This is a genomic window from Sulfuriferula sp. AH1 (assembly GCF_002162035.1).
In the GTDB taxonomy this organism is placed as follows: Bacteria; Pseudomonadota; Gammaproteobacteria; order Burkholderiales; family Sulfuriferulaceae; genus Sulfuriferula.
Genome location: NZ_CP021138.1, coordinates 2,598,238 through 2,610,187 on the forward strand (window position 1 = coordinate 2,598,238; position 11,950 = coordinate 2,610,187).

Sequence of the window (11,950 nt, forward strand, 5' to 3'; positions counted from 1 at the left end):
TTCGAAAGGCGGATCACATCATGCGTAAACTATTTTATTTCCTGATTGTAATGTTGGCTGCATTCGCGCTTCCCGCCCATGCCGATGAATACCGACTGGGTGTGGGCGACGTCGTGCACATTACGGTTTACGACCATCCAGACTTGCTGGTGGACGCAGCCCAAATCGATGAGGACGGCAAAATCGCCGTTCCGCTGCTGGGCTCGGTACAGATAGCGGGGCTCACTGCCAGCGCAGCGCAAAAACGTATTGCGCAAGGGCTGGAGTCGGGCGGATTCATCGTCAAACCCAATGTCAATCTGGTCGTGAAGGAATACCGCAGCAAACTGATATCGATACTGGGGCAGGTCAACAAACCCGGCAAATACGCCCTTGAATCCACCAGCACGATCACCGATCTGCTCGCACAGGCTGGCGGCATCAGCTCGCTCGGCTCGGATACGGTCGTCCTGGTCCACAAAAACGGCAATCAGCTCGAACAGACCAAGATAGACACCCTGTCGTTATTTAACGATGGCCAGTTGGCCATGAATTCCACCATCCACGGCGGCGATATCATTTATGTACCCCGTGCGGAAGTATTCTATATCTACGGCGAAGTACAGCATCCCGGTTCATTCCGTCTGCAGAAGGACATGAACCTCATGCAGGCAATCGCCATGGGGGGCGGCATCACCCTGCGTGGCACCGAGCGGGGTGCACAGATCCGCCGCAAAGACAAGGACGGAAAGACCATCACCTTGCCAGCGACTGAGGATACGCAAATCCTCCCTGACGACGTCGTTTATATTAAGGAAAGCCTGTTCTAATCCTTCAGGCATAGAGGCATATCATGAACATAATCAGTTTTTTCAGAGTGGTATGGGCGCGTAAAACCGTGTTGTTGATCACGATAGCGCTCACTGTGCTGATAGCGGTCGCCGCAAGATTGATATTGCCGCTCCGCTATGAAGCAACAGCCAGCGTCATCGTCGACTTCAAACAGCCCGACACGATCTCGGGCCCCGCCGCCAGCACCCCTTCTTCCGATCAAATGACCAGCTATATCGCGACGCAGGTTGATGTGCTCTCGAGCCACAATGTCGCACTCAAGGTGGTGGACGATCTCAAGCTGGCGCAAGACCCGGCTCTGCACAAGAAATTTGTCGATGAAGCCGACGGCAAAGGCGATATTCGTGACTGGATCGCAGAGTTGCTGCTCAGAGGTCTCTCCGTCACGCCTTCCCGGCAAAGCAATCTGATCGATGTCGCATACAAATCGACTGACCCTGAGTCGGCCATGGTCATCGCCAATGCGTTTGTCAAAGCCTACATCCAGACCAATCTCGACTTGCAGACGATACCGGCCATGCAGGCCAACAAATGGTATCAGTCCCAGCTAAATGAATTACGGTCGCAGCTAATAGCCGCACAGAAACGACTATCCGACTATCAGCAAAGCAAAGGCATAGTCGTCGTCGACGAACGGCTGGACGTAGAAAGCGCGCGCCTCAACGATATCGGTAGCCAATTGGCCGCCGCGCAAGACCAGACCTACGACAGCACATCGCGCAACCGCCACTCCGGCGACCAGTTAGCCGACGTTATGAATAATCCGGTCATACAGTCGCTCAAAACCGATCTTGCCAGAAATCAGGCGAAACTCGATCAATTATCGAAAAGCGTCGGTGTGAATCACCCCGATTACCAGCGAGCCCGCGCCGAAATAAATACCTTGCGTGAACAGATCGCGCGGGAAACCCGCAATGCACAGGAAAGCGTCAATACCTCGATGCGCGTAGCCCAGCAACGTGAAGCCGCATTACGCGAATCACTGGCCGCGCAAAAACAGAAGCTGCTGGCACTCAAGCAAAACCGCGATGCAGGTGCAGTGCTGGTACAGGATATCGCCAACGCGCAGAAAGCCTATGACCTCGCATTACAGCGGGCGACCGAAACCCGCATGACCAGCCAGGCCAGCCAGACCAACATCTCACTGCTCAACCCGGCAAAAATCCCCACTGAACCGTCCAGCAGAAGCCTGGCATTCGTGATCGTATTTGCCCTGTTCCTCGGTACGTTCCTTGGATTGGCGCTTACTTTTATCGCAGAATTTCTGGATCGCCGCATCCGTTCCGAAACCGATTTGACAGACGTATTAGGCCTGCCGGTACTAGTCACACTCAACGCCATCGCCCCCTCAAAACACAAGGGATTGCCGGGTTTATCCAATCGTCAGAGACCACAGCTGAACTAGTCAGGGAGAATTTAAAAAATGAATACCCCGCAACTATATATCCAGCCGCCCGCTTCCGCGGACGATTCAATAGGCAACCTGCTGTTGCAGGCAGGAAAAATCCATATCACGGATATCCAGAGCATATTGAGCCTGCAAAACAATGAATCGATCAGATTCGGCGAGGCTGCAATAAAACTGGGGCTGGTAACCGCAGACGACATCAGCCGCATCCTGGCCAACCAATACGATTACACCTACCTCGCGCCGGGAGAGGGCGGCTTCAGCCCGGAACTGATATGCGCCTATCGCCCCTTCACCGAGCCTGCCGAAAAGATACGCATGCTGCGCAACCAGTTACTTTCCCGCTGGTTCAACAACGGCAAAAAGATGCTCTCCCTGCTAGGCGCCAGCCGCAATGTCGGTACCAGTTATCTCGCCGCGAATCTGGCGGTTGCTTTCGCCCAGCTCGGCCAGCGCACCTTGCTGATCGATGCCGATATGCACACACCACGGCAACACCGGATATTCAACCTGGACAACCGCGCAGGCTTGGCCAGCATGCTGGCGGAACGCACCGACATGTCGAGCATCGTCAAGCTGGACGCGTTATCGGGATTATCCGTGCTGCCCGCCGGCGCGATACCGCCGAACCCGGCTGAAATCATCGCACGCGGCTTGCGCTCCAAATTACTCACCGAGCTGAGCCCGCATTACGATGTGATTTTATTCGACACTCCGGCCTTTAACGAACACGCCGAAAGCGCAAATCTGGCCATTATCAGCGAAGGCAGCGTCCTGGTTGCACGTCAGGATCTCACCAAGCACCGCGATCTTGAACGCATACGCGACACCCTGAACGGCACCAGCGCACAATTGATCGGCACAGTACTCAATCAGGTGTAATGCATGTCTTCAGATAGCACCTACATGTCATCTCCTCCCGCCAACGGGTATCCTGCCCTGCTGACATGGATGCCGGTGATCGCCGGGCTGGCGGTGATATTGCTGCCGATCTTTTACGGGCTGGCCCGCGGTCTTTGGACGACTGAAGAGCAAGGCCACGGTCCCCTTATCCTTGCGGTGTCGCTCTATTATTTCTGGCAACGTCGCGACGTATTCATTCAGCCTGCCAAATCGACTTCGCCTGTTCTCGGCGGCGTGATCCTGGCTATCGGCCTATTGTTTTATGCATTAGGCAAATCCCAGACCATTTACATTTTCGAAATCGGCTCGTTATTGCCGATACTGGCGGGTATGCTGCTCGTCATGCGCGGCGTTACGGGGCTGCGCAGTTTCTGGTTCCCCATCCTGTTCCTGGTGTTCATGATCCCGCTACCCGGTCCGCTGATCGACACACTGACCGGGCCATTGAAACAATACGTTTCCATTGTGGTCGAGAATATCCTGTATCACCTGGGCTTCCCCATCGCCCGCAACGGCGTGGTGCTCTCCATCGGTTATTACCAGCTTCTGGTAGCCGACGCCTGTTCCGGCCTGAATTCGATGTTTTCACTCAGCGCACTCGGCGTCTTGTATGTGTATCTGATGCAATACCGCAACTGGTTGAGAAACGGCCTGATTTTCGCCGGCATCCTGCCCATCGCCTTTGCCGCCAACGTAATACGCGTCATCGTCATTACCCTGGTAACCTATTTCCGGGGTGATGAAGCCGGGCAAGGCTTTATTCACGGCTTTGCCGGCATCGTGCTGTTTATAGTCGCCCTGCTCAGCCTCATGCTGTGGGATTGGGTTCTGGGTCTGCTGTTCAAACAAGGCGGGCATACGGCATGAACGCGATTCCTCTCAAATCCTGGTTAACAGGGCTGGCCATGATTGCGGCAGCCTTATTGGCGGCAATGCTGACGCCGACCGAAATGGCGGCGGACGTCAATCCACCGATCAATCTGAAAACCCTGATACCCAAACAGTTTGGCGATTGGCAGCAGGTACAGGATCTGGACATCATTTCCGGTTCCAACGATACCAACCCGAACGACAAAAACACCTTATCCGAAAAGCTGTATGCGCAAACCCTGGCACGCACATATGTCAACGCGCGCGGGGAGCAGATCATGTTGACGATCGCATACGGCAAGGATCAGCGCAACGGCATGCAAGTGCATAAACCGGAAGCCTGCTATCCCGCCCAGGGATTCAAAATAACCCAGCACTCGACTGGCGTATTAAACGTAGCCGCAACAACCCGGATCCCGGTCGTCCACATGGTGGCAGTGCAACGCGCCAGAATAGAGCCGATTACCTACTGGACAACGGTAGGGGATCAGATCGCAGTCGAAAGCCTTAAATGGAAATTCGCGCGTTTCAAATACGGATTAACCGGCAAAGTGCCCGACGGCCTGCTGTTCCGAGTGTCATCGATAGACCCCGATTCAACGCATGCATTCGCCGCTCAGGCCGCCTTTATCCGCACACTCCTCAACGCCCTTGATTCATCCGCACGCGAACGCATCATGGGGCACCCTTCCGCAATGACTACATCATGACAGACCCGTTACGCAACAAAGTCATGTCCAGCTTGCGCTGGTCCGTTGTGCAGAGCTGGGGCGTCAAGGCGCTGAATTTGCTGCTCTATCTGATCCTGGCGCGCCTGCTGAATCCGACCGAATTCGGCATTGCGGGCGCGGTTGCGCTGGTCTTGCTGCTCCAGCAGATGGTTGCCGAATTCGGGTTTGCGGATGCGCTGATCCAGCGCAAGGATATCGCGAAGCGCGATATCACGCTGCCATTCGTGGCAGGCGTCGGCGGGGCCATCGCCCTGTCGCTGATTGTCACGCTATTCGCTCACCAGATCGAACGCCTGATCAATGTATCCGGCCTCGCGCCGTATCTGATCGTCGCGAGCATGTTCGCGCCGCTGGCTACGGCAACCGCGTTTCAGGAAGCGCTGTACAAACGCGATCTCGATTTCAAACCGCTCGCGATCCGGCAATTTGTGGCCTTGATCGCCTCGGGGGTGGTCGGCGTAAGCTGCGCGGTCATGGGCATGGGCGCATGGAGCCTGATCGCCCAGTCGGCGACCTATACGGTGGCAGGTCTGATCTGGTTATGGCGAAAACCTCGCTGGGTGCCCACCCGCCAGTACGATGTCATATCTTTTAAAACAATCGGCAAGTTCGGCGCCAGCATCTTCTCTGCCCGGCTGATGGATTTCTTCGCCACACGGGCCATCGATTTCGTGATCGTTACCTTGCACGGCGTCGCTGCGCTGGGAATCTATACAATAGGGTCGAAACTGTATCTGACGGCGATGGAATTGCTGTTCCGCGCATTCATGGATGTTTCACTGAGCGCACTGTCGAAGATCGCCCATGACAGCGCCCGGCTCGCGGCGACCTATAAAAGAGTAGTGTCCACGAGCTCGTTGTTCGGCACCCCGATATTTTTTGCGATGGCGGCATTGAGCCCCGAAATCACTCATCTGCTGTTCGGCAACAAATGGGCGGGGAGCGAATTGGTGATGGCGCCGCTGATGCTGATCGGCGGCATGCAATGCATCCAGTTCGCCAACGGCCCCTATCTGACAGCGGTCGGCAGGCCGCACCTCACGCTCTGGCTGACCCTGCTCAAGCTCGCCGCGGTACTGCCCGCAATCACGCTCATTCACTCCGGTAACGTAGCGCAACTGGTGGATATCTATGTGCTCGCACTGCTTATCGTGACGCCGTTCAGTTTTATGCTGGTCGCAAAAGTACTCGGCATCAGAGTGCGCGACATCATTAACTGGATCGCGCCGGGGCTGCTGGGCTCGGGCGCCGCATACCTGAGCGTGTGGCTGGCCCGCGACACTGTGGGTACATACAACATTAATTCGATAGGGCAGCTCTTCATTTTCGGGCTGCTGTATTCAATCGTGTATTTCGGGATGGTGGCAATGACAGCAAGAGCGCCCGCCCTTGAAACTGTCAGATTCATGCGCAGCCGTACCTGATATCAGCTGCAGCTGCTCGATTGATGCATTTTGCGCGAGTAATTGAAAGGAAGATCGCTACATGGGGCTTGGGCTCGGACTTAGAGTGAAATGGGATAGGCTGAATCGTTATGGCTATCTGCGCAGGACGGCGGATTACCGTGCCGCGATTTTACGCAAGAAGCCATTGCTTACTTACATCGGCTGGCTTGGTCACCAGAACATAGGCGACGAAGCACTGTATCTGTCGTTCCGCGACGAGTTATTCAAAGACACGCTGATGCTGCCGCACGATGACTTTTCAGCATTGAGCTATTTGTCCGGACTGGCCAGTGAGCGCCTGACCATATTAGGCGGCGGCACTCTGATCAACGTCGATCCGTACCTGCATGTGCTGGAAAGAGCGCGGGCGCGCGGTGAACGCTATGCCGTATGGGGCACCGGCGTCGCCGATCTGGGTTATTGGTCCAGGCATCCCGAACATGCAGACCGAGGCAATCCCGGGCGCTGGCTGGATGTGCTGCGCGACGCTCGTTATATCGGCGTGCGCGGCCCCCGCTCGGCCGCCTGGCTGGCTGAAAACGGCATAGACGGGGTGGAGGTGATCGGCGATCCGGCCCTCTCGATCCGGCCGGCACCAAAAAACGCACACCCGGACACACGTACTCTGGGCATTAACCTGGGCAGCCATGATCCGGTGTCAGGCGGCGGCGACAGCGTTTTCGATTCCACACTCACACTGATCCGTCATGCATTGCGCCAGGGATACAAGGTGCAGTACTTTGCGCTGCACGGCCTCGACGCTGAAATCGGGCAGGCACTGAAAGCCGAGGTGGCATCAGCCGGATTCGAATTGTTGCCTTTCAGCGCCTCGGTGAACGAGACCATGCAGCAATTGGCCGGATTCGACTATGTCGTCGGGCAGCGGCTGCATGCGACCATCCTCGCCTGCGCGCAGGGCGTACCCAATCTCTCGCTGAGCTATCAGCCGAAATGCCTCGATTTTCTCGAGTCCATCCACCAGCCCGGGCTGGCACTGCCTACCGAAGAGATATCGTCGGCAGGATTGATCGAGCGTTTCGAATGGCTGGTGCAAGCGGAAACGGCAGTGCGCGACTCAATTGTTTCAGAATGTAACCGTTTCCGAACTCTGCAGCAGCAAAATGCATCTACCTTACTTGCAAGATGCAATTCATCGAACCTCGAAGGAGCGGCCTCATGAGTGAGTCCAGAAAAATCGGAGCCCTGGATGGCTTGCGCGGCTACATGGCATTATGGGTGTTCGTCACCCATGTCACCACCATGGCGACCCTGCAGATAGAGAAACACGACACACTGGGAATGTTTTTTGCCAATGGTGAATTCGCAGTCGGGGTATTCATCGTACTCAGCGGATTCGTCATCACGCTCAATTTACAGAAAGAGCACAATGCCGGTGACTTCTATATCCGCCGGGCGCTGCGGTTATTCCCGGTTTACTGGGTGTGTCTGGTCGCCAGCGTGCTGACTCTGAATCTGTCCATCGAGGTTTTACATGAGATCCCCTGGAGCGAGCCGCGCCTGATGGATCGCATCCTGTATCTGCAAAACAGCAAGGAATATCTGGTGCCGCATTTGTTTGCCCATTTCTTCCTGCTTCACGGGCTGATCCCTGAACGCATGCTGCCTTCCACGTCCTATGCCTTTATGGGGCAGGCATGGAGCCTGACGCTCGAATGGCAATACTATCTAGTGGCGCCATTGCTGTTCTGGGGGCTGACACGGATCAAATCAAGCTATGTGGCCAAAGCGCTCGCCTTGTTCGCGCTGATCCTGGTGTCGCACAAATTCGTGCAGTCGTCATTCCTGCTGACCTATCTGTGGCTGTTCGCGGTCGGCGGCATGATCGCGGAAGCGTATCAGCCCACAACAGGGAAAAATCCTTCCCGGCTTAACCTGTGGGTAACGATCGCATTCATTGTCGCCATGGTCGCGACCCTGCAGGGATCGATGGTGATCTCGGTGGCCCTGTTCGGCCTTTCCTTGTGGGCGATAACCAGTCCTTCAGGCAGCCTTGCCCATAACCTGTCCCACCGCGTGCTGGCCAACCGCATCGCATTATGGCTGGGAAAGATTTCGTACGGCTTCTACTGCAGCCACATGGTGGCGATTTTCCTGAGCGCATGGCTGCTCATCGAAGTCATCGGCGTACGCGAACGTTTTTATTTCATCCCCGAACTAATAGTCAGCAGCCTTGTGCTGGCGTTGGTATTTTCCATGCTGCTGTCGCATTACTTCGAAATCCCGGCCATAGAGTACGGGCGCCAGCTCGTACGCAAACGCAAGCTCGAAAGAGCGGAATTGCCAGTGACGACGACGCCATGAAACCGCTTCTGGCTGCCCCTGATTACCGATTTTCATTAAGAGCATAAATCGATGCGTATTTTAATTTTCTCTCCCGTTCCTACCCACCCGCCTATCGCGGGCAATCGGGCGCGTATCCTCACCCTGGCTGACAGCCTGATCGCGGCTGGGCACATCGTGCATTTCGCCTGGGCCGCACTGGAAGACGGCGACCGCGAGACAATGATGCAGCATTTTAATGGCGGCTTTACCGAATTCGAATACCGCATGCCAAAGTCCGTCAGCAGCGTGACCGCCCGCTTGCGGCGCAGGGCATTACGCCGCATGCGCAAGGCATCTGCCTATGTGTGGGGCGTGGACGACTGGTACGATCCGGGACTGACACCGCAACTGATCACATTGCAGGCACAACACGATTTCGAAGCGGTTTTCGTCGAATACGTATTCATGTCGAAAGCGCTGGAAGCCTTCCCTCCCGGGGTAGTGAAAGTCATCGACACCCATGACCGCTTTGCCAACCGCCACCTGCATTTTCTTGAAGCAGGCAAGCAACCGGAATGGTTCTCCACTACGCCCGCGGATGAAAGCAAAGGCCTGGCACGCGCCGATATCGTGGTGGCGATACAGGACAACGAAGCGCAGCTGTTCGCAGCAGCATTGCCGCCGGGCAAACAGGTCACCACGGTAGGTCATCTGCTCGACATGTCGCAGTCCGTGCAATTGAGCGACGCACCAAGAGCGGTCTTTGTCGCTTCCGGTAACAGCATCAATGTCGATGCCGCAAATGCCTTCATTCACGGCGCATTGCCGCTGATTCGCGCCGAAATGCCGGATTTTGAAGTATGGCTGGCGGGCGATGTATGCCAGCACGCACACGACGCCCCCGGCGTGCACAAGCTGGGCCGGGTGGATTCGGTGGCGCAAACCTATGCACGGGGCGCCCTGGCGATCAACCCGGTACGCATGGGCACCGGACTCAACATCAAGACCATGGAATGCCTGGCATTAGGCGTGCCTCTGGTCGCCACCGAATCCGGCAGTCGCGGGCTGGAAAATCTGCGCGGCAAGGCATTTCTGGCGGTGGCGGACGATGATGCGCAAGCCATGGCGGCTAAAGTCGTCAGCGTGCTGCGCGACAACGCATTACGCAAGACGCTGGCGCGCGAAGCGCTCGCCGCGGCCCGCCTGTGGAACGCCGCACAACTCAAGAATCTGACCGGGATCTTGCGTGCCCCCTCCCCAACCCTTCGAAAGGTCTCAGGCGCATGACGACCATGACCGGCAACAAGCGGGGAATGGTCCTCTACTCGGGTTTTCGCTGGGAGCACCACGATGAAAGCTCCGGCTATCACCATGTCGTGGCTTCGCCGGCAGATTATGTCGACGGCGAAAAACTGTGGGGCGGCGGCAGCAAGATCGGATCACTGAAACAGCGCATCAATTTCGCGCTGACCGACCTGTGGACGGTGCTCAAATCCTGGCGATATCCGGCTGTCCTGCTGTTCTACCCCGAACAGACCAGTTATTTCTCGGCACCGCTGCTGCGGCTGATGGGCAAGAAGGTGATTTATGTCCTGCATCTGGGAGAAGACTACTGGTTCGAACGGAACGATTCGCTGTTCCTGAAACTGAAACGCTTCAATTTGCGCTTTGTGAGCAAATTCATCGTATTGACATCACAGCAGGCCAGAATATTCGAACAGCATTTTCCCGGCAAGGTGACATGCATCCCGCACGGCGCATGGTGCGACAAACAGCGCAGATCGGCATGCCGCGACTCTGACGCCGGCACGCACGTTACCGTGGTGGGCGACACCTATCGCGATTATGAACTGCTGGGCAGGATCATCGCCGTGTTCCGCGAAAGATACCCGCAGATAACCCTGAACCTCGTCGGCATGAAGTACGACAAGCTGGGCGAGGTGCGGCATTATCCCAATGTCATTTGTCACGGACGCTTGAGCACCAGCGAATACGAAGAAGTCATCCGCAATTCGTTCTTCCTGCTGTTGCCGCTGACTTTCGCGACAGCAAACAACGCGCTGCTGGAAGGCCTGTCATTCGGCGTGCCGGTGATTTGTAATAACGTCCACGGCGTACTCGAATATCTGCCCGGCGATGAATATGTGTTCAACTCGATCGATGATTTGTGCGCGATGGTCGAGGCGCGTTTGCAGCTGGACGATGCCGCGCGCAACCGGGAAGCGACCGAGCTGGCGAATTATCTTGAAGCCAACTACTCCTGGGGCAACATCCGTGACCGGGTCATCGGATATTGTCTCGAATGAGCTGTCCAACCGGATTTGTCTCTAACAAAGGAACATCGTGATTTCGGATAAAACTGTCGACCGCTTGCTTCTCATGGGTTTGCTGCTCATCCCGTTGCAGTTCATCCAGGTCAGCATCATCCAGTCGGCGCAGATATGGGCGCTGTTTGCACTGGCCTGGCTGGTCTATCGCGAACAGCTGCGGACGAGCCTCGTCGAGGTGCTGGTATTTGCGATGTTCATCAGCTTCGCGCTGGTAGCGACATTTCTTTCCGGATATCCGCATATCAAAGCCGCCGAACAGCTGATCAAATTCGGCTTCCTTTATCCGGCGTTTTTCCTCGTCGGGCGCGCACTCGGCAGCCACTATCTGCAACGGAAACTGCCCTATGGCTACCTGCTTTTATGGGCATTGCTGGGCTTCGAATACCTGGTGCAGCACCTTCAGGTACCGATCCTGTTTCACCAGGTGGATTTCATGCAGGACGCGCTGTACGGCACCTTCAAGGAACGCAACTGGCTGGCGATCTATTTTTTCCTGGCGTCTTATCTGCTGTTCCTGCAATCGCCGCGACATGCACGGGACGTATTGCATTACATGCTGCTGGGCGTCGTGGTCGCATTGCTGTCGCAATCCAAAACCATCCTGATTCCGGTGGGCATAGTGGTACTGCTGCACATGCCGCGCCGCTGGGGGTTGAAAACCGTGCTCATCGCCATCGGCACGGCGCTTTACGTGTGGCGCTTCGGTCATGAGCTGACGGGGCAGTTATTGCAGGTGCGTCTGCAGGATGAGCGCGGCCTGGCATTTTCACAGACCATGAAGCTGCTGTCCGATAACTTGCTCGGCTACGGGTTCGGATTCGTCGAGGCCTACTTCTCCAATCTGTGGTTCACCATCAAGGGCCTGGGGCTCGGCACCAATTCGGTATTCTCCTCACCGCTGGATCTGATGCTGATCGCAGGCATCCCTGGGCTGATCTTCTGGTGCGTGTTTTTTGCCGGCATCGGCGTGCGCTCCGTCGCCTTGCTGGCGCCCATCGCCGCCTGGTCACTGCTGAACCCACTGCATCAGTCGGAGATGGTGTATCTGTTCCTGGGGCTGCTGGTGGCGTTCGGCATGCGGCAAAGCGCGCCCGTTACTTCAAAAGCAACCGTAACATCTGCAGCGGGGCAACCGGTTTGAGCTATCCC

At 56.2% G+C, this 11,950-nt stretch carries 11 protein-coding genes; all 11 read left to right on the top strand.

The window, feature by feature from the left end:
- Positions 1-20 precede the first annotated feature (20 nt).
- Positions 21-809, top strand: a complete 789-nt coding sequence (gene epsE, locus CAP31_RS13050) for a polysaccharide export protein EpsE (RefSeq protein ID WP_189836620.1) — start codon at positions 21-23, stop codon at positions 807-809.
- A 23-nt stretch (positions 810-832) separates the two neighbouring features.
- Positions 833-2,236 (top strand): chain length determinant protein EpsF, encoded by a 1,404-nt coding sequence (gene epsF / locus CAP31_RS13055; protein ID WP_087447937.1) that lies wholly within the window; start codon positions 833-835, stop codon positions 2,234-2,236.
- An 18-nt stretch (positions 2,237-2,254) separates the two neighbouring features.
- Complete coding sequence (locus CAP31_RS13060; protein ID WP_087447938.1) at positions 2,255-3,121, top strand: polysaccharide biosynthesis tyrosine autokinase; 867 nt, start codon at positions 2,255-2,257, stop codon at positions 3,119-3,121.
- 3 nt (positions 3,122-3,124) lie between these two features.
- On the top strand, positions 3,125-4,009 hold the full coding sequence (gene xrtB / locus CAP31_RS13065) for an exosortase B (RefSeq protein WP_087447939.1): 885 nt from the start codon (positions 3,125-3,127) through the stop codon (positions 4,007-4,009).
- Positions 4,006-4,722, top strand: a complete 717-nt coding sequence (gene epsI / locus CAP31_RS13070; RefSeq protein ID WP_087447940.1) for an exosortase-associated protein EpsI, B-type — start codon at positions 4,006-4,008, stop codon at positions 4,720-4,722. The genes xrtB and epsI overlap by 4 nt, the downstream gene beginning before the upstream one ends.
- Positions 4,719-6,167, top strand: coding sequence for an oligosaccharide flippase family protein (locus CAP31_RS13075; protein WP_087447941.1), 1,449 nt, complete (start codon positions 4,719-4,721; stop codon positions 6,165-6,167). Before epsI ends, CAP31_RS13075 begins: the two co-directional genes overlap by 4 nt.
- An 85-nt stretch (positions 6,168-6,252) precedes the next feature.
- Positions 6,253-7,368 (top strand): polysaccharide pyruvyl transferase family protein, encoded by a 1,116-nt coding sequence (locus tag CAP31_RS13080; protein WP_157662755.1) that lies wholly within the window; start codon positions 6,253-6,255, stop codon positions 7,366-7,368.
- Complete coding sequence (locus CAP31_RS13085; RefSeq protein ID WP_157662756.1) at positions 7,365-8,510, top strand: acyltransferase; 1,146 nt, start codon at positions 7,365-7,367, stop codon at positions 8,508-8,510. Before CAP31_RS13080 ends, CAP31_RS13085 begins: the two co-directional genes overlap by 4 nt.
- A 51-nt stretch (positions 8,511-8,561) precedes the next feature.
- On the top strand, positions 8,562-9,758 hold the full coding sequence (locus tag CAP31_RS13090; protein WP_087447944.1) for a glycosyltransferase: 1,197 nt from the start codon (positions 8,562-8,564) through the stop codon (positions 9,756-9,758).
- On the top strand, positions 9,755-10,777 hold the full coding sequence (locus CAP31_RS13095) for a glycosyltransferase family 4 protein (RefSeq protein ID WP_087447945.1): 1,023 nt from the start codon (positions 9,755-9,757) through the stop codon (positions 10,775-10,777). Before CAP31_RS13090 ends, CAP31_RS13095 begins: the two co-directional genes overlap by 4 nt.
- A gap of 37 nt (positions 10,778-10,814) precedes the next feature.
- Positions 10,815-11,942 carry a hypothetical protein gene (locus tag CAP31_RS13100; protein WP_157662757.1) on the top strand — a complete coding sequence of 376 codons (1,128 nt, stop codon included), beginning with the start codon at positions 10,815-10,817 and terminating at the stop codon, positions 11,940-11,942.
- Positions 11,943-11,950 lie beyond the last annotated feature (8 nt).

What these genes read in the sequence shown, in the direction of transcription:
- epsE (WP_189836620.1), top strand. Translation starts at nt 21, where the DNA reads ATGCGTAAACTATTTTATTTCCTGATTGTAATGTTGGCTGCATTCGCG.
- epsF (WP_087447937.1), top strand. Translation starts at nt 833, where the DNA reads ATGAACATAATCAGTTTTTTCAGAGTGGTATGGGCGCGTAAAACCGTG.
- CAP31_RS13060 (WP_087447938.1), top strand. Translation starts at nt 2,255, where the DNA reads ATGAATACCCCGCAACTATATATCCAGCCGCCCGCTTCCGCGGACGAT.
- xrtB (WP_087447939.1), top strand. Translation starts at nt 3,125, where the DNA reads ATGTCTTCAGATAGCACCTACATGTCATCTCCTCCCGCCAACGGGTAT.
- epsI (WP_087447940.1), top strand. Translation starts at nt 4,006, where the DNA reads ATGAACGCGATTCCTCTCAAATCCTGGTTAACAGGGCTGGCCATGATT.
- CAP31_RS13075 (WP_087447941.1), top strand. Translation starts at nt 4,719, where the DNA reads ATGACAGACCCGTTACGCAACAAAGTCATGTCCAGCTTGCGCTGGTCC.
- CAP31_RS13085 (WP_157662756.1), top strand. Translation starts at nt 7,365, where the DNA reads ATGAGTGAGTCCAGAAAAATCGGAGCCCTGGATGGCTTGCGCGGCTAC.
- CAP31_RS13090 (WP_087447944.1), top strand. Translation starts at nt 8,562, where the DNA reads ATGCGTATTTTAATTTTCTCTCCCGTTCCTACCCACCCGCCTATCGCG.
- CAP31_RS13095 (WP_087447945.1), top strand. Translation starts at nt 9,755, where the DNA reads ATGACGACCATGACCGGCAACAAGCGGGGAATGGTCCTCTACTCGGGT.